Annotated in this window: 24 protein-coding genes and 1 tRNA gene; 15 read left to right on the top strand and 10 right to left on the bottom strand. The window is 42.3% G+C overall.

Translation table 11 applies throughout. The features are described from left to right. Nucleotides 1–40: 40 nt before the first annotated feature. Complete coding sequence (sufC, locus tag NAQ_RS04415) at nucleotides 41–805, top strand: Fe-S cluster assembly ATPase SufC (RefSeq protein ID WP_100182421.1); 765 nt, start codon at nucleotides 41–43, stop codon at nucleotides 803–805. After that, complete coding sequence (locus tag NAQ_RS04420) at nucleotides 806–1,015, top strand: DUF167 domain-containing protein (RefSeq protein WP_100182422.1); 210 nt, start codon at nucleotides 806–808, stop codon at nucleotides 1,013–1,015. A 208-nt stretch (nucleotides 1,016–1,223) separates the two neighbouring features. On the opposite strand, the gene NAQ_RS04425 is transcribed toward NAQ_RS04420, so the two are convergent. Continuing rightward, nucleotides 1,224–1,922, bottom strand: a complete 699-nt coding sequence (locus tag NAQ_RS04425; protein WP_100182423.1) for a tetratricopeptide repeat protein — start codon at nucleotides 1,920–1,922, stop codon at nucleotides 1,224–1,226. Between the two features lie 28 nt (nucleotides 1,923–1,950). Then, nucleotides 1,951–2,157, bottom strand: coding sequence for a hypothetical protein (locus NAQ_RS10095; RefSeq protein WP_162858534.1), 207 nt, complete (start codon nucleotides 2,155–2,157; stop codon nucleotides 1,951–1,953). Nucleotides 2,158–2,660: 503 nt separating this feature from the next. Between NAQ_RS10095 and NAQ_RS04435 the strand changes: the two genes are divergently transcribed. The 4 genes from NAQ_RS04435 (at nucleotide 2,661) to NAQ_RS04450 (ending at nucleotide 5,577) form a co-directional block, all read left to right on the top strand. Next, entirely contained in the window at nucleotides 2,661–3,329 is a 669-nt protein-coding gene (locus tag NAQ_RS04435) for a chlorite dismutase family protein (RefSeq protein ID WP_100182425.1), read from the top strand. Between the two features lie 73 nt (nucleotides 3,330–3,402). Beyond that, complete coding sequence (locus NAQ_RS04440; RefSeq protein WP_100182426.1) at nucleotides 3,403–4,395, top strand: aldo/keto reductase; 993 nt, start codon at nucleotides 3,403–3,405, stop codon at nucleotides 4,393–4,395. Between the two features lie 84 nt (nucleotides 4,396–4,479). After that, nucleotides 4,480–4,776: a hypothetical protein gene (locus tag NAQ_RS04445; protein ID WP_162858645.1), complete on the top strand. Its 297-nt coding sequence runs from the start codon at nucleotides 4,480–4,482 to the stop codon at nucleotides 4,774–4,776. Between the two features lie 21 nt (nucleotides 4,777–4,797). Continuing rightward, complete coding sequence (locus NAQ_RS04450) at nucleotides 4,798–5,577, top strand: hypothetical protein (protein ID WP_162858646.1); 780 nt, start codon at nucleotides 4,798–4,800, stop codon at nucleotides 5,575–5,577. Here the strand turns inward: NAQ_RS04450 and ahbA are convergent. After that, nucleotides 5,567–6,580: a siroheme decarboxylase subunit alpha gene (gene ahbA, locus NAQ_RS04455; protein ID WP_100182429.1), complete on the bottom strand. Its 1,014-nt coding sequence runs from the start codon at nucleotides 6,578–6,580 to the stop codon at nucleotides 5,567–5,569. The two genes, NAQ_RS04450 and ahbA, sit on opposite strands and share 11 nt — an antisense overlap. An 83-nt stretch (nucleotides 6,581–6,663) precedes the next feature. Here ahbA and NAQ_RS04460 point away from each other — a divergent pair, with 83 nt between their 5' ends. Genes NAQ_RS04460 through NAQ_RS04475 form a run of 4 tightly spaced genes read left to right on the top strand, consistent with a single transcriptional unit; the run spans nucleotide 6,664 to nucleotide 9,891 of the window. Continuing rightward, nucleotides 6,664–7,317: a precorrin-2 dehydrogenase/sirohydrochlorin ferrochelatase family protein gene (locus NAQ_RS04460; protein ID WP_100182430.1), complete on the top strand. Its 654-nt coding sequence runs from the start codon at nucleotides 6,664–6,666 to the stop codon at nucleotides 7,315–7,317. Continuing rightward, nucleotides 7,314–8,564 (top strand): glutamyl-tRNA reductase, encoded by a 1,251-nt coding sequence (gene hemA / locus NAQ_RS04465; RefSeq protein WP_177585560.1) that lies wholly within the window; start codon nucleotides 7,314–7,316, stop codon nucleotides 8,562–8,564. The genes NAQ_RS04460 and hemA overlap by 4 nt, the downstream gene beginning before the upstream one ends. 35 nt (nucleotides 8,565–8,599) lie before the next feature. Continuing rightward, nucleotides 8,600–9,583 carry a porphobilinogen synthase gene (hemB, locus tag NAQ_RS04470; RefSeq protein WP_100182432.1) on the top strand — a complete coding sequence of 328 codons (984 nt, stop codon included), beginning with the start codon at nucleotides 8,600–8,602 and terminating at the stop codon, nucleotides 9,581–9,583. Beyond that, nucleotides 9,580–9,891 (top strand): hypothetical protein, encoded by a 312-nt coding sequence (locus NAQ_RS04475; RefSeq protein WP_100182433.1) that lies wholly within the window; start codon nucleotides 9,580–9,582, stop codon nucleotides 9,889–9,891. Before hemB ends, NAQ_RS04475 begins: the two co-directional genes overlap by 4 nt. Nucleotides 9,892–9,934: 43 nt before the next feature. On the opposite strand, the gene NAQ_RS04480 is transcribed toward NAQ_RS04475, so the two are convergent. Further along, on the bottom strand, nucleotides 9,935–10,555 hold the full coding sequence (locus NAQ_RS04480) for an HD domain-containing protein (RefSeq protein WP_100182434.1): 621 nt from the start codon (nucleotides 10,553–10,555) through the stop codon (nucleotides 9,935–9,937). Nucleotides 10,556–10,618: 63 nt separating this feature from the next. Between NAQ_RS04480 and NAQ_RS10330 the strand changes: the two genes are divergently transcribed. Then, entirely contained in the window at nucleotides 10,619–10,795 is a 177-nt protein-coding gene (locus NAQ_RS10330) for a hypothetical protein (RefSeq protein ID WP_245871740.1), read from the top strand. 5 nt (nucleotides 10,796–10,800) lie between these two features. After that, a complete protein-coding gene (locus NAQ_RS10335) occupies nucleotides 10,801–11,151 on the top strand; it encodes a GNAT family N-acetyltransferase (protein ID WP_256387171.1) in 351 nt (116 codons plus the stop codon). On the opposite strand, the gene NAQ_RS04490 is transcribed toward NAQ_RS10335, so the two are convergent. Both NAQ_RS04490 and NAQ_RS04495 read right to left on the bottom strand, forming a co-directional pair. After that, nucleotides 11,146–11,766 carry a hypothetical protein gene (locus NAQ_RS04490; RefSeq protein ID WP_100182436.1) on the bottom strand — a complete coding sequence of 207 codons (621 nt, stop codon included), beginning with the start codon at nucleotides 11,764–11,766 and terminating at the stop codon, nucleotides 11,146–11,148. The genes NAQ_RS10335 and NAQ_RS04490 overlap by 6 nt on opposite strands. A gap of 289 nt (nucleotides 11,767–12,055) precedes the next feature. Beyond that, nucleotides 12,056–12,153, bottom strand: a tRNA-Leu gene (locus NAQ_RS04495). A 125-nt stretch (nucleotides 12,154–12,278) separates the two neighbouring features. Here NAQ_RS04495 and NAQ_RS04500 point away from each other — a divergent pair. Continuing rightward, on the top strand, nucleotides 12,279–12,575 hold the full coding sequence (locus tag NAQ_RS04500; protein ID WP_245871743.1) for a single stranded DNA-binding domain-containing protein: 297 nt from the start codon (nucleotides 12,279–12,281) through the stop codon (nucleotides 12,573–12,575). Here NAQ_RS04500 and NAQ_RS04505 read toward each other — a convergent pair. Next, nucleotides 12,572–13,171, bottom strand: coding sequence for a hypothetical protein (locus NAQ_RS04505; protein ID WP_100182437.1), 600 nt, complete (start codon nucleotides 13,169–13,171; stop codon nucleotides 12,572–12,574). The genes NAQ_RS04500 and NAQ_RS04505 overlap by 4 nt on opposite strands. 31 nt (nucleotides 13,172–13,202) lie before the next feature. After that, nucleotides 13,203–13,961: a coiled-coil domain-containing protein gene (locus NAQ_RS04510; RefSeq protein ID WP_100182438.1), complete on the bottom strand. Its 759-nt coding sequence runs from the start codon at nucleotides 13,959–13,961 to the stop codon at nucleotides 13,203–13,205. A 146-nt stretch (nucleotides 13,962–14,107) separates the two neighbouring features. Between NAQ_RS04510 and NAQ_RS04515 the strand changes: the two genes are divergently transcribed. Next, nucleotides 14,108–14,419 carry a hypothetical protein gene (locus NAQ_RS04515; RefSeq protein WP_100182439.1) on the top strand — a complete coding sequence of 104 codons (312 nt, stop codon included), beginning with the start codon at nucleotides 14,108–14,110 and terminating at the stop codon, nucleotides 14,417–14,419. Here the strand turns inward: NAQ_RS04515 and NAQ_RS04520 are convergent. Continuing rightward, nucleotides 14,408–15,067 (bottom strand): phosphatase PAP2 family protein, encoded by a 660-nt coding sequence (locus NAQ_RS04520; RefSeq protein ID WP_100182440.1) that lies wholly within the window; start codon nucleotides 15,065–15,067, stop codon nucleotides 14,408–14,410. The two genes, NAQ_RS04515 and NAQ_RS04520, sit on opposite strands and share 12 nt — an antisense overlap. An 89-nt stretch (nucleotides 15,068–15,156) precedes the next feature. On the opposite strand from NAQ_RS04520, the gene NAQ_RS04525 reads away from it, so the two are divergent. Continuing rightward, nucleotides 15,157–16,365 (top strand): phosphoglycerate kinase, encoded by a 1,209-nt coding sequence (locus tag NAQ_RS04525; protein WP_100183450.1) that lies wholly within the window; start codon nucleotides 15,157–15,159, stop codon nucleotides 16,363–16,365. Here NAQ_RS04525 and NAQ_RS04530 read toward each other — a convergent pair. Next, nucleotides 16,358–16,678 carry a hypothetical protein gene (locus NAQ_RS04530; protein ID WP_100182441.1) on the bottom strand — a complete coding sequence of 107 codons (321 nt, stop codon included), beginning with the start codon at nucleotides 16,676–16,678 and terminating at the stop codon, nucleotides 16,358–16,360. The two genes, NAQ_RS04525 and NAQ_RS04530, sit on opposite strands and share 8 nt — an antisense overlap.

Below are 16,678 nucleotides of genomic sequence, written 5' to 3' on the forward strand. Positions count from 1 at the left end.
TTCATCGAGATTATATACAGAAACGAAACTTTGCGAAAACATGGCAGTCCTAGAAATCAAAGACTTGCATGTGCAGCGAGAGGGAAAGCAAATCCTCAAGGGAGTCAACCTAAAGACCGGCCCAGGCGAGGTCCATGCTATCATGGGGCCAAATGGCTCTGGCAAGTCTACTTTGGCATACACCCTACTAGGACATCCAAAATACGAAGTAACGCAGGGAAAAATTATCTTTGATGGTGAAGACATAACAGAAGCATCAACTGATGAGCGGGCAAAGAAAGGATTGTTCCTTGGATTCCAGTATCCAACAGAGGTATCTGGTGTGGGTTATTCGCATTTTCTTAGAACATCATACAATGCATTATCAAAATCTCTGCAGAGTAGCAACAGAGAGGTATTCATCACAGTTAGAGAATTTCAGAATTATCTCAAGAAAAACTTGCAGACAGTAGGCCTGCGGGACGACTTTTTGGGTAGATACCTAAATGAGGGATTCTCTGGCGGAGAAAAGAAAAGATCTGAGGTACTCCAAATGGCAGTACTAAAACCAAAGGTATCCATACTAGATGAGCCAGACTCGGGTCTTGACATTGATGCAGTTCAGGCAGTGGCCAAGGCAATCAATGACGTCTCCACGCCAGATGCAACAATAATTGTAATTACTCATTATGCGAGAATTCTTAATTTTCTCAAAAAGCTGGACTATGTTCATGTGTTTGCCCAAGGCAAGGTTCTCAAGTCAGGCGATGCAAGCCTTGCGCAAGAATTAGAACAGAAAGGCTACGACTGGATAGTAAAAGCATAGTTGCGATATACTGTTTCAATAGTTTTCAGACAAGACTTTGTTGAGATTGTTGGAAATCACATCACCATAGGAGTTACTGCAAAGCCTGTTGGTGGTGCCGCCAATAAAGAAATCATCAAAAAACTTGCAAAGCATTTTGGTGTCTCTTCTGCAAATATTACAATAAAGTCAGGACACAAATCAAAGGAAAAGATTGTTGATATTGTATAAAAAAATGGCAATTGGCAAAAATGCAAACTGGTCAGAACTGGTCAGGTTTTTGTAATGCATGCGTAAAATCACACCATAACTGGTCAGGCAACGCAATTCAAGGATTTAATCCATGAAATGTAAACTGTCTGATTTTTGTCTAGTGTTAAACGCATGATAAGCTAGATTACCTAAATCTGGAGTCCAGTTTTTGCTGGTGTACCTGCTCTCATTTTTCCAAGGACTCGTATTCTACCATACAGTAATAATCAAAAATCCTCATCTTTTTTGCGCGTGCCTCTGCCACATATTTTTCAATGTCAGATACCAACAATCCTTGCGCTGCCAAGAACGCCTCGTCTTCTTTTCCTAGTTTTTGATAGGCATTAGATTTTGCCATCGCAGTCTTGGTTTGCTTTTCTTGTTGTTGCGCCAGATCATAATACGATACAGCATCAGCATATTTTCCCAAAAATGCAAGCGTGTTTGCCTTGTTTAGCAGAGCAGTTACGTTTGCGGGTTCTATTGCAAGTGCCATGTCATAGTATGATATTGCGTCAGTGTGTTGCCCTAGCTCGTTGCACGCCAGTCCCTTGCTGTTTAGCATCCATGGATTAGACGGATTTTTTGACAATGATTTGTTGCACAAAGCAATTACAGCATCATGCTTATCCAGTCTTTCTAATGCCAAAATCTTGTTTTTGATGGCATATTCATCAAACTCGTTTAGCTCAAGCACCCTATCACAAAAAGAAACTACCTCGTCGTATTTTCCCAGATTCAGTAATGCATTTGATATGTTTTGCAGCGCAACCAGATCCTTTTGGTCGGAGTCCAGCATTTTTTGGCAAAATAACACGATCTCATCCCATTGCTGGTTTGAGTATAGCTTTTTGATTACATCGATTGGGTTGCCAACATATGCCAAGACACCATCATACTAGTATAGACACACATTAAGATTTCAAGATAATTTTTCCCTTTTTGAGGCGCTCATGCAGTTCTATTATAAAATGAAAACCAATTACCTTGGCAAAGACAATGCCAGAAATCAAAGCAATTGTAGTTTGGCCCAAATACAGCAAGTATGCAGTAACACCAGTTGCAGTCATTAACTCCAAGGTAGTACAGGTACAAAACCAGAGCAGCCTGTCTTTTTTCACGGTACAATTATGACATTATTTCAATTAAAGATTCATCCAAATTTGGATCTTAAAGTGTCCAGCCATCATCAGATCTCGCATATGTCAAAATTATTGGCCAAACTCATTTCCAATACCAAGTAAACTTGTCAATATACAAGGCATTGAAGAAAATCCTGAATCAATTATCCATAATTCTTATTTTTCAAGTTTGGTACAAATTGTTATGGAAAAACTTCGTCTCAAACGATTCAGGTTTGGTGATGGTAGCCAATACAGAAAGAAGGGAGACAGGTGTTCTTGTGTATGCCACAGTCCAAAAAATAGCCTGCCTTGTTGTAAAAAATGTAAGGACGATCTTTGGCCGGGCGAGATTTGTGCAATAGAAAATTTCGATGAATCTGAAGTCTATCGATTTGACAATGCTGACGATGCGATAAAATCACCCCATTCTCAAAAGCAGACCTGAATTTGAGTTAAGATTCTAAATTATCGTTAAATATGGTGATATCAAAACCAGACTCATGTCAGAAAACAGAACATTCTTCAACTTTTCATTCTTCAAAATAGACCCAAAATGGCGATGGATGGCAGACCTGGCAAAAGAAGAATCTGCAAAGGAAATCGAGCAGGTGATTAGAAACTCCAAGATAAAGTGCAGGACTTATTCCACGCTAGGCTTGCGAGACGACGCAGAATTCTTGTTCTGGTTTGCATCCGAATCTGTAGAAGAAATACAGAGTGTGATGGCAAAAATCTACTCCACCGTCTTTGGAAAATACATTATTCCATCCCATGTGTATCTGTCATCCACTAGGCCGTCAATTTACGCAAAGATGGGCAGAACTATATCATTTGTTGCAGGAGACGAGCCAAAAAAATACGTAATTGTGTATCCTTTTGTCAAGACAAGGGAATGGTATCTACTACCTTTAGAGCAAAGAAAGAAAATGATGGATGAGCACATTGATGTAGGCCACAAGTACCCGCAGGTATTGCTAAACACGACTTATTCCTTTGGAATCCACGATGAGGACTTTATGCTAGCGTTTGAAACAGATGATCTACCTGCATTCCAAGATCTTATAATGGAGCTGCGAGAGACCCAGGTCTCCAGATACATCGAAAAAGACACGCCCATGATCGTGTGTGTCAAAAAAGACATTGTTCCGCTGATTTCAAGTCTTGGATAAACTCAGGGATGCAAATCTTGGATAAGCATAAATGTAAATTCAGAATCGAGAACTCCAGTATCAAGGTTATATTATGAAATATCGAACTCTGGGAAAAAGCGGAATCAAGGTATCTGAGATAGGATTTGGAGCTTGGACCATAGCTTTAGACTGGTGGGGCAAAAAAATCGAGGACGACGAAGCAAAAAGAATGCTAAGACGAGCATATGACCTTGGAATCAATTTCTTTGAAACAGGCGACATGTACGGAAAAGGCAAAAGCGAAAGGCTAATCGGCGAAGTATTCAAGGGAATGCGAAATGACATTGTAATTTCTACCAAATACGGCTATGAATTCGAAGGCGCTACACAAATAGGACATTCAGAGTTGCCGCAGAGATTTGACCCGTTATTCACAGAGCATGCCCTAAGAAACAGCCTTGCAAGGCTGCAAACTGACCATATCGACGTGTACGGTTTGCACAATCCAAAGATGCACCACATTGAGGACGATGTGATTTTCAACACTCTTGACAGAAAGATAAACGAGGGAGTAATTGGCACATACCAAGTAGCACTAGGTCCGGCAATTGGCTGGACAAAAGAAGGTATTGCTGCAATGAGTCGCAAAAACGTCTCTGCAGTGCAAACAGTTTACAATATTTTGGAGCAGACGCCGGGAAACGAGCTAATCGACGAGGCTGCAAGAAAAAACGTCGGGATTTTGGTACGAGTGCCGGACGCATCTGGAATACTCACAGGCAAAGTAAAGGCAGACACCAAGATAGATGAAAAAGACCATAGATCAGTTAGGCGCGGAGAATGGGTAAAGTCAGCACTAGACAAAGTGGAACAGTTACGACCGATTGCGGAGAGAAACGGCCTCAACATTACAGAGCTTGCAATCAAGTTTATTCTATCAAAGAATCCTGTGTCATCAGTATTTCCAACTGTCATTAGCATAGAGGAAATAGAGCAGTTTGCAGCAATGTCGGATGGGCGATACATTCCTTCTTCAGACATGGAACAAATTTCCAAAATGTACTCTACTTGGCCATCATATGAGCTCAAGGCAACAGTAGCATAACATACCATTTTGGAACCAAAAACACAGATCTGATTCCAATCTCATTATATCACATTACTACGCTCAAATTATTAGGAAGGCAAGATGAACTTTAGTGTGTATCCGGAAGAAAATGTGGACAAGGCGTTTTTGGCCTTTTGTATAGAGATAGTCTTGCTACGAATGGGCATGCCCCAATATGAAAAAGTAGTATCAAAGCTGGAAAAGGAATACCAAACATATCTTCCAGAATGCGACAAAAACCCACTGATCCTGAAGCGAGTCCTCCAGGACATCTTTGGCGACGCATATGACGACATACTAAAAGAGATCAGAACAGAGATTGGTGAGATTGTGTCCAAAAAATACTATACAGACTTTTTAACCGCAATGGTAAAGTAAGCCTGAAATAGAATGCAGCAGGTGCAGATTTCACAAAAGGGCGCATTGCTTGTGTGCCTTGGCATGATGGGCTTTGTTTACTTTCTTGCCAACATTTTCCAGCAGGAAAACTATCCAATAATTGAAAACAGCGTCTATCCTACAGATATTTTCTTTATTGTAGTGTCGCCGATTACAATCATCATAGCCGCAATATTGGTAGTGCGACACGGCACCACCGGGAATCACTCCATTGCATGGATTTTGTTTTTGGCAGGCGCTATAGTCTGGTATGCTGCAGATCTGACATATTATTACAATTCAGAATATGTCGCAGAGAACAACCAGTCGTATTTGGTGGATTACCTGTATTATTCCAGCTATTTTCTGTACTTTGGGTTTATGGTATTTTACCTAAGACCGCGAAAAAACAAGATTTCAAAAAAAATGATCATACTTGGAATAATAATTTCTGCTAGTTTTATTATGCCAAGCTTGTACTTTATTTCGCAAAAACCAATCACCGACAATGCAGAAACTGGCATAAACCTAGTCTATCCGTTTTTGGACTCGATGGTCTTTGTACCGGCGTTTGTTGCGGCGATTTTGTTTTTCAGGGGAGAGGTGAACTTTTTGTGGATCACAGTGACACTGGGAGTAATATGCATGGCAGTTGCAGACACTGTATTTTTGATAGAGCGGTGTCTTGAGATATTTTCTACAAGCAGCATGGCAAACCTGTTTTTTGCGTGGAAGTGGATACTCTTTGGGTTTGGCGCATACAGCCACGTCAAGATCTTTGGCGCAAAACCTAGGCAGTGATTGGCTCTTCTATTGTAAACTCGCTTTCCGTGAAATATTCGACACGCGTCTTTTTGAATTCGCGTGAGCTGAATAAAATTTTGTAGTCATCCACATTGATGTGCTTTTGGATGTCCTTTGCCATTTCCTCTGCCTCTGGAATGGATTTGCAGTGGACCATGGAAAACACATTGTACGGCCAGTCTTCATATACAGGCCTTTGGTAGCAGTGGCTGATTTGCGGAAACGCGCCAAGCTTTGCGCCAACTGGCTCTATTTGGTCTTCTGGAACGCGCCAGACAATCATGCCGTTTGCCACAAACCCCGCATCGCGGTGTCGCAATATTGCGGCATATCTTCTCATCACGCCAATTTCTTCGTAATATGCCAGTTTTTCAAAGACCTGCTCTTCTGTCATTCCAAGCGCATTTGCTGCCGGAAGAAACGGCCTGTCCACCACCGGCAGGTCTTTTTGGAGATGCCTGATGAATTCCTTGTCGTCCTCAGTTGGCGTGAACTTTGTCTCTGTTATCTTTTTCTTTTCTTCCGTTGGGGCGACCTCTTTTTTCTTGTCGTCGACCATGTCCAGTTTTACCCCTATCTTGAAGAGCTTTATTGTTGGAAGCAGCCGCACCTTTAGAATTCCAGGCAACTTGGAAAACTTGTCAACCTCTGTCTTTAGATCAGAGCCTGGCGGCGTTGCAAGTGTAAACCACAAATTGTACTCGTGGTTCCTCTCGTAATTATGCGACACACCGGGGTGTCGGTTAATCTGGTTTGCAACATAGTCCAGCTTGTCAGGGGCAATTGCCATTGCGACAAGGGAGCTCTTGTAGCCCAGTCGTCTTGTGTCAAAAATTGCCGATAGCTGTCGCAATACGCCTGCTGATTTTAGATCTGTGATTCTTTTTTTCATTTCTTCGTGCGTTATGTTGAATTTTTCTGCCAGTGTTCGGTATGGCTCTGAGACTAGCGGAAAGGACCACTGGATTTCATTTAGAATTTCTCTGTCTAGTGCATCCATTACACCATAAAATCCCGGTTTGAATTAAAAACGTAGCGAGATTTTCACAATCCTATAAATACAATTTCAAATCTGCCCTGATCGTGATTGTCGACCTGAACCTCAAGGGCAAGCTAGTCATTGTGGTCGGCGCGGGAGGCGAGGGCCTAAAAAAAGTAAATTCGCTTTTGACGCAAGACTGCCAAATTTTAGTAATATCGGATTCTGCAAACACGCAAATCACAAGTCTTGCAAGGCAGGGCAAAATTCAGTTCAAAAAGACAAAGCTCGAAGACGCAAATTTCCTCAAAGAATACGACCCGATTTTGGTAATGGCATCAACCGACAACAAGGAGCTAAACAGAAAGATTGTGCAAGAGGCAAAAAAGAAAAGGTGTTATGCATACGCATCTGACGATCCCGAGTTTTCAGACTTTGCGCATCCATCCGTCATAAACATTCAAGACACAATCCAGGTTGCGATTTCTACCGGCGGGCGCTCGCCTGCAATGGCAAGAAAACTCAAGCTAAGGGCGGAAAAAATATTCAATGAAATAATAGACAAGGAAGACATTTACCAAATAAAACTGCAAAAAATAGCGCGCGATGCCGCAAAGGCAAAGATCCCAACGGTTCTTGAGCGAAAAAAATTCCTGTACTGGGCTCTCAACGACAAACATATCAAACAGTTATTAAAAGACGACAATTTTTCAACTGCACAGAAAGAAGTAATGAGGAGACTTGGCGAGTGGAAATGAGCAATATCATCAATGCCCGTGTAACTTTTAGAAATTCCCCAATCCACATTCTGGAAAAATTCACGTTCAAGGACCTGGACTCGGCATACGAGTCTTTCAAAAAGCACTCGGGGCTCAAGGAACTGGTGATTTTGCAGACATGCAACAGAGTTGAAATATTTGGTTCAACTGACAAGCCAGACATTAGGAAAATAAAAAAGACTTGGGCATCCCTGTCAGGCCTAGAAGAAGTCGCGTTCAAGGAAAATTTCGAAGTATCAGACGACACTGCAGTCTGCGAGCACTTGCTTAGGCTAACATCAGGCCTTGATTCCATGGTAGTGGGAGAGGAGCAGATCCTAGGCCAGATCCGCGACGCAATAATAGATGCCAAAGAGCGCAAAATGTCTGGCGAATATCTCAATACCTTGTTTGATAAAGCAGTAAAGATAGGCACGCGCGTTCGCAACTCTACTGGAATAAACAAGGGAACAATATCTGTCGGCTCCATGGCAGTCAAACTGGCTGAAGAAAACATTGACGAGTTAAAATCAAAGAAAATCCTGCTGATTGGAACCGGCGAGGCGGCAACACTAGTTGCAAAATCATTGGAAAAGCGCGGCTATCCGTTTTTTGTCACAAGCCGAACAATGGAAAGGTCGCAGGCATTTGCAGAAACGGTTGGTGGAAAGCCAGTCAGCTTTGAAGAGATAATGAAGGGGTTTTCCAACTATGATGTTTTATTTGTGGCAACAGTAGCCCCGTATTTTTTGGTCACATACGACAGAATAAGCGAGGCAATGAAGAACAAAACAGGCATGATGATTCTGGACCTATCCAACCCAAGAACCGTAGACGAAAAGGTTGCAACCATCCACGGCATAAAGATGATGAATCTAGACCAGATAGCGGAAATGGTGGACAAGAACATGCGATACAGAACAAACCAGAAAGACAATGCAGAAAAAATAATTAGTGAAGAAATACAGGTACTAGAGGCCCAAATGAGACGACTCGAAGTAGAACCAGTGGTAAAAGAGATTTTCAAGGACATTGATACGAGGCGCACAAAAGAACTGGAAAAAGCACTGCGCATGCTTGGGGAAACGGACGCATCCAAGGTCAAAATCATAGAGGACCTCACAAAGGCAGTAGTCGAGGGAATAATCTCAGAGCCGATGAACAACCTAAGAAAGGCATCAGAGCAGGCAGACGAGGACCTGCTCAAGGCAGCGTCCAAGCTATTCGATTACAAGAAAAAAGAGTAATCTAGAATTATATTGTATTACAAGTGATTTTTTATATGTCTGCATCATTTCCTACAAAAAGACTGCGAAGACTGCGCAAAAGCGAAAAGATGCGAAATTTGGTCCAGGAAGTTTTGTTTTCGCCAAATGATTTGATTTGTCCTGTTTTTGTGCAAGAAGACCTCAAGGAGAAGAGTTTTGTCAAGTCCATGCCAGATATTGTAAGGCTGCCGTTATCCGATGTAACCAAAGAAGTCCAAGAAATAAGGGACCTAAAGATACCCGCAATAATGTTATTTGGAATTCCTGCACACAAGGATGATTCCGGAACCGGTGCATTTATCGACGACGGCATTGTACAAAAGGCAATCACCCAGGTGCGAGAAAACTTTGGCGAAGACATTGTGATAATGGCAGACGTATGTCTGTGCCAGTACACATCATCAGGCCATTGCGGGATTCTCAAGGGAAATAAAATCGACAACGACGCCAGCCTCAAGACGCTTGCAAGCATTGCATTATCTCAGGCAAAGGCAGGAGTCGATATTGTTTCTCCTTCTGCAATGATGGACGGCCAAGTAAAGGCAATCAGGCAAATTCTGGATGAAAATGGGTTTACGGATGTTGGAATAATGTCGCACTCTGCAAAGCACCGATCCTCATTTTACAATCCGTTCCGTGACGCAGCCGACTGTGCGCCACAATTTGGCGACAGAAAGACCTACCAAGTCCCATTTACCAATCCTAGAGAGGCAATGCGTGAAATCGAGCTCGACATAGCAGAAGGAGTAGATATTGTCATGGTAAAACCCGCATTGTCATATCTGGACCTGATTGCAGAGACAAAAAGAACTCACAACATTCCGGTTGCTGCCTATTCGGTCTCTGGCGAATATGCTCTGGTAAAAGGGGCTGCCCAGCTGGGCTGGATAAATGAAGCAGATATCATGTCAGAGATTTTGTATTCTATCAAAAGAGCTGGGGCAGACATGATAGTTACCTATTTTGCCAAGAAAATGGCGGCCCTGCTTAACAAATGAGAGACGACGAGCGATTCGAAATAGAGCGCGCATATGACTTGCTACCGCATGTGATTGGTGCAAGCTGGGCGTGTGTTTGGTTTAGGACAAATAACATCAAAAAGCCCACAATAGAGGAATTTCGAAGCAAGACTGTCGAATATTTTGAAATCATACAGAAGATGAGTGATGCATATCCTGCAGAGGACAAATTTTTGGACATCATATCATACATGAAAAAGCGTCATGAGCAAGAAGTGGAAAATATCATTTCTGGAAAGAATCCTGAAATTGAAAAAAGATACAAGAGATACGTCGATTACGGGTAATTCCGGATAACAAGTTATGATTTTTGAATAATTGGAACAAATGTTAGATTTCGCTTTTTAATGCAGACAGAAATTCTATCATCAGTCTAGTTCTTTTTTTGGCAAGCGCTTTTCCTGTCTTGGTATTCATTTTTTTCTCCAATAATAACAACTTCCTATAGAAGTGATCAACTGTCCAGGAATGATCATCTGGCTTTCTAGTGCAACAGAAAGGATCCGAATCATGATATATTGACCTGCCTTCAGAGCCACCAACAGAAAATGTCCTAGCTATTCCAATTGCTCCCAGCGCATCCAGTCTGTCTGCATCCTGTAGTATCTTGCCTTCTATGGTTTGAGGGATTTTTCCTCTAGAATAGCTGTGGTCGCGTATTGCATCAGAGATTATCTTGATTTCAGATTCTGCAAAATGATACTTTTTTAGGATTTTTTGTGCCAAAACAGCGCTCTTTACAGACGCAGTCTTGGAGCGAGGATCAGATTTTGGAAACTGGACTATATCGTGTAGTAGGACAGCCGCTAGGACTAACCTTGTGTTTGCTTTTTCGGTTTTGGCTATTTTTTGCGCATTCTTGTATACTCGCATTACATGAGAATAGTCATGTGCAGGGTCGTTTTGGATCCTTTTTTTGACCTCTAATTGTAATGGCTTTAGCGATTTCACTGCAAAAATTTTCCCAAATATACTACAAATAGATTTTTGTTCCCACCACACAAAGCCAGATCAGTGTTTGCCAAAAAATTCCAAATACTAGAAAAGACGCTTGTTTTGCGCTATCCAGTATCATCGGATGCCAGAAATTTGATGAATCTGATAAACTCGCTAGTAAAGGAAAGAGCCGACATTGCCAAAACCAAGCCAGTCACCATACAGCAGGAAAAAAATGGCTTGCAGATTCACTAAAATCTATTCAGGATAAAAACAAAATAATCATACTAGCTGAATTGGACGGAAAACTAGTTGGCAGCTGCGAAATAACGCGAGACAATTATGACGTATCAAGGCATGTCGGCACACTGGGAATTGGAATCAGTAAAGGGTATAGAGGAATTGGGATTGGCACCAAGCTAATCAAACAAACATTATCAGAAGCAAAAAAACTCGGAATAAAACTAGTCAAACTATACGTCTTTGATTCCAATAATGTGGGTAAAAGCATCTACGAAGAATTTGGATTTACAGAAACAGGAAGAATCCCAAAAGGAATCCACCACAACAAAAAATACAAAGACGACATCATCATGGTAAAACGCCTATAGCTTCCAAAACTTGGGCTTGACAAAGCGTATTTTCTTTTCAGATATCAAAACATTCCAGTTCACAGAGGCAAATAAAACCATCATGGCAATGCTTGCCAAGTCCACTACCAACACCCCTACATATCGCTCCTGGAACATTTGCAAAAATGGCGTCAACACCACATCACTTACCGATAGCATCACGTAATATGCCGCAAATCGCCCAAGCCAATATCCACAATAAATCTGGGCACTTTTTGCCCTCATCAGGCCATACGTAATAAACAAGATATTGTCAGGAAGTGGCGTTGCGGCAAAGACAAACGATGTGCCAAAGTATCCAAGTCTTTTTGATTGCAAAAAGTTTTGGATTTTATCAAGGCTTGACTTTCTCTCTGTGCTAAGAAATTTTGTAAAATAGCTGCTTGCCTTGAGCAGGACAAACCTTCCAAGCGTTGCCCCGCTTGCCCCAATTGCAGCCAACGCAATAGGGTTTAGTGTTGGGTCCAGCGCTCTGAATGAGACCAGCACAATCCAGGTTGGCGGCATCAAAATAGGCGCCAAATTCAGTACAAACATTAGCAAAAAGATTCCAAAGTACCACAACTGGTAGAAAATGGAGAAAATCTCTTCCATTGATTGATTTTTTGTGCCTATACTAAATTGGTTTGTGGTTTGCGGCTGCGAAATTGTGCAATTTCAGCTACAATCTTGCAATAATTTGCGATTCTGATCCCAATTTGCAAATTTGTGGACGAATGGTCCAATATATTTAAATTTTAAGCAGTGTATTATATCCCATGAGTGCCCGGGCTTGGAAGTGTTATAGGTGCAGCCTAATTTTCCGGGATGAAATGTCTGCACAAATCCATCGCGACTTGTCGGGCCACAAAACAACCTCCGCTGAGATTGTAGAAGTATAAGGTGCAGAGGGTGGGATTTGAACCCACGAACCCCTAAAGGAAGGGATGTCTTATTTTGATCTTGAGTCCCTCTCGGTTGGCCGGGCTTCGATACCTCTGCAAGAGCAATTTTCTATTCAGAGTATATAACTGCTCTAGCTGGGATCTGCGATGTTTTGGTATGATTTGCAAAAATGTAAATTAATTTTCAAAAACTTAATTATGGAATAATTTGGGATTTAGTTCGTGGTAACCACAGAACAAGCAAAAAACATGCGAAACAAAATCGACATTGAAGGAACCATAGAAAGAATGGGAGAACCACGAACAGTAAATCTCAAAGTTGGCGGAACAACCGAGGTATGCGATGCGTTTTTGGTTGATGAAGCAGGTGAAATCAAGCTAGCACTTTGGGGAGAAGACATCAAAAAAGTAAAGAACGGATCCAAAGTAGCAATCAAAAACGGCTACACAAACACCTTCAAAAACGAAGTATCGCTTGGCAAAGGCAAATACGGCGAGCTAATCGTCAAAGAATACTAGGTAAACCTAGAACTTTTCTTTCTATAATCAATTACTAGAATTATTACTCCAATTATTATTACGATAATTCCAATCATTAGCAAAATTCCAGATATTGCAAGTGGCACCAGCGTCTTGACAAGAGGCGAGTCAGGGTCTGAGAATTTCTCAGATGTTTCCGGATTTTTTGTAAACATCATCATGGTGTTGATTGGCCTAGGTCCGGTGTTTTTTACATGAAAACTGTAAATGTCTGGATTTTCTATTTTCATAGTCTCAAATAGTGCAGGCTGGTCTGACTGGAATGTTCCAAGATCATCGCCGTAAATGTTTGATATTGAAATTGATACAGAGTCACCACTCTGGAAATCCATTATCTGTATGCCCCAAAATACAGAATCAACACCACTGCTGGCATCAAATGAGAATGTTCCCGTCTCGCCAGGCTCGATTTGAGTTCTGTCTGTGACCTCATCGAACATTCCTTCCATCATGTCAGATATGGCAAACTCGGAATCCGGAAAGCCGGTGCTTGAAACAAGAGACATTGCAACTGCAAACGATATCACCACTAGCGATACTCCGCCAACTGAGATGTAGATTCCGCGCTTTTGCATGACTGACTAGAAATTTCGTGTTATAATGAGCTTATCGTCTGGATTTCTTTGGTTTGGCTTTCTTTGCTTTTTTGGCTGCTTTTCTTTTTGCGGCCTTTTTCTTGGCAGCTGCCTTTCTTTTTGCCGCTGCTTTTTTGGCCGCTGCCTTTCTTTTTTTGGCCATTTGTTCTTCTAGCTTGGCAGTAATCTTTGCCAGTGCTTTGGCTGCACTTTCCTCTCGCTTTTCTGCCGTTGCTAGCTTTTTCTTGAACTTTTCAGAATCAATTTTGCTTTCCTTTAGTTGTGTGACAAGAGTGGGCTTTGACTTTGCCTCCTTGTGGATTTTTTGAGTCGTAGCTGATTGGGATTTTTTGTAATCGACGATTTCTTTGTCAACCTTTTGCACTGCCTTTTCCCTTATCTGTAACTCTGATTCTAGCTCTTGGATCTTTTCTGTTGCTATGTCCAGTCGGTATTGGGCGTTTGATTTTGCCTCGTCGGTGTCGGCATTTGCCAGATCAATTTCTGCCTGGTCTTTTGCCTCGTTTTCTTTGATCAGCCTTTCCTGGGCGGATTTTGCCAGCCTCTCCAGGCTTTCCTTTCTTGCTAAAATCTGGTTAAACTCCATGTTAATGTCGGTTAGCTGCTCTTTGTCGTGTTCTAGGTGTCGCTCCAATCTTTTTAGTCCCGATGTTGAGCGCCTTCCAAGCGATTTTGCCTCATCTAGCGCACGCTCGCTTTGCCTTCGAATTTTGGCTGCTTCCATCTTTTGCTGTTTTAGTCTCTCAGCTAGCTTTTCTAATGATGCCAATACCAAAAACTCCTCAAATGATACGCATAAGCTTTGACTATTTTCAGTATTTGACTTGTGAGTTAAGAAATTTAACACTGGTACGAGTTTTTTGGTAGCGGTAAGGGGCGGATTTAGTTAAATTGATCCCATTATACCACCAAAGCATGGAATTTCACCCATCTCAGATCCCAATAATCAAAACATACAGCATCACCGACGAAAAGGCGGCATCCGAGTCTGCCCTAGAGATGGTCAATTTGGGGTTTGAGAACCAAAAGGGCGGATTCAAGGTTTTAATGCCAAAACAGGAAAAGATTGCAAAAAGAATCGGATTTACCATAACTACTGAGATCAATTACATGTTGCGCAAAAAAAACCAAGAGCGAAACCTAAGGTACTGGACCTATCACCATGACGAGAAAAGCTATGCAATCGTGCTGATCAGCGGCAATGTCTTTGACGAGCTAGGCCTCTGACTTTGCAAAGAATTTGTACAGCTTTAGCTTGTTGCCAATTATGGCTGCCAGAGTAGTGCCAAATATTGTTCCGCCGATTACATCCATCGGGTAGTGCTGCAACACATAGACTCGGCTCAGCGATTCCAGAACGGGAAATGCCCAGATCAGGTATCTGCCCCGAGGGAACCTATTAGATAACGCATAGCCAGCAAGCAAAGCAATCACTGCCGCCCTAGTAGCATGGCCTGACGGAAAAGAGCCGTTTGTTCCCAGAACAAATGTGTCCTGGGCTATCTCATATGGCAATTCACTTCCCAAAAATTCCAGTTCTGGCCTAGGATTGTCAATTACGTATCCCTTGAGATAGCCTGCACCAATTGTGCCTGCAACCAGGCTCAAGAGCATCACAAGTCCAATTCTTCTAGTTCTTCGAATAATCAGAATCACTATGCTAAATAGTACCAGCCAGCGCACATCGCCAATTTCTGTTATAATCCACATTGCAAGGTCCAAGTTGTGGTTTCCCCCAATTGACTGGAAGTACAAAACAGTGGAGCGGTCAAAGTCTTGCGTTACTTTGGTCTGCACCAAAACAGACAGCACTATGAATGATATCATCAAGACAAAGAACGGCCTAGATCGTAGGCCAAACAACCAGTTTTGCAATCACACAAAGGCCAGTGCTGTTGCTTTTAATTTTTCTGCAGAAATTGATCGGCTCAAAGATTTTAAGATGGCAAAAAAACACCACAGACGTGAAGATCCTAACGCTTGGAGATTTTGACCTAAAGGGAAAGACAGTTCTCCTTCGCGTTGACATGAATTGCCCAATAGATCCTGCAACCGGCGAGATTTCCGGAGTAAAGAGAATTGAAGAGGCAACCGAAACCATCACTGCACTATCAGAGGCCAAAGTGGTTGTAGTGTCACACCAGGGCAGAGTTGGCAACAAGGACTATATCGGAATGGAGCAGCACGCAAAAATTTTGGAAAAGATGCTCGGCAAAAAAGTCACATACGTGCAAGACGTAATTGGCTCACTTGCCCAAGATGCAATTAAGAAAATGCAAAACGGCGACATCATCCTGTTGGATAATTTGAGGTTTTGTGCAGAAGAAAATTACGAGTTTACACCAGAAGATGCATCGCAGACAATAATGGTGCAAAGACTGGGAAAATTATTTGACCTGTGTGTTCTGGATTCATTTCCGTCTGCACACAGGGCGCACCCTTCCTTGGTTGGGTTCTCCCATGTCATACCCACATGCGCAGGCAAGATAGTAGAGCGAGAGGTAAGAAAGCTGGAAGAGATCCTAACCGTGGCAAAGGCTCCGCACGTAATAGTGCTTGGGGGCTCCAAGGTGACTGACAGACTGGAAGCAATCAAGATGCTAATCAAGCGTGGGCGGGCAGACCAAATACTTCTGACGGGCCTAATAGGCAACGTTTTCATGCGTGCGCAGGCTCGAATCAAGTACCCATTAGGCATCAAGGGGGAAGAGGACGCAGTAGCCAAAGCCCATGCACTAATGGGAGAATACCCAGACGTCTTCTTTACACCAGTGGATGTCGCAATCAGTAATGAAGGAAAGCGAGTCGAGCTTGATGTACGATTATTAAACAAGGGCGACCAGATTTACGATCTTGGGCCAAAGACAATAGAGCACTATTCCAAGATAATATCTGGTGCAGGAACCGTATTCATTTCAGGCCCGCCAGGATTTTTTGAAAAAGAAGACTTTAGCTACGGAACCAAGGCAATGCTAGAAGCGGTTGCAAATTCCATGGCAACAACAATTGTTAGCGGCGGACACCTAACATCTGCTCTAAAAAAATATGGCCTAGCAGAGAAAATAACTCACATCAGTACGGCAGGCGGGGCACTGGTGTTATACCTGACTGGAGAAAAGCTTCCAATGATCCAGTCGTTGGAATCGGCAGCCGCCAGATTCAGATCTAAATAGCTGCATTACACAGGGGACAGTTTTTTTCTTCTGACTTGTTTACTGGGATTTCTGCCTTGCATGCGGGACAGGTTACTTTTTCCAGCGGATCGAATAGCTTGAACCATTGTGTGGTAAAGTTTTGCGCAATGTTTCTCATAATTCCTGCATCGCACAGATTGGCAAAGTACTGTTCCATGTCGTCTATTGTGAGTGATTTTTCTATCTTGTTTGTGTTTTGCAGTTCTGCAAATATTTGGTCGTTTGTGAATCTTTCATCTGTGTTGAATTTTGCAAAAATAGCGTTGCGAATCTCTAATGAAATGTCCGACAT

The organism is Candidatus Nitrosotenuis aquarius, assembly GCF_002787055.1.
Lineage (GTDB): Archaea > Thermoproteota > Nitrososphaeria > Nitrososphaerales > Nitrosopumilaceae > Nitrosotenuis > Nitrosotenuis aquarius.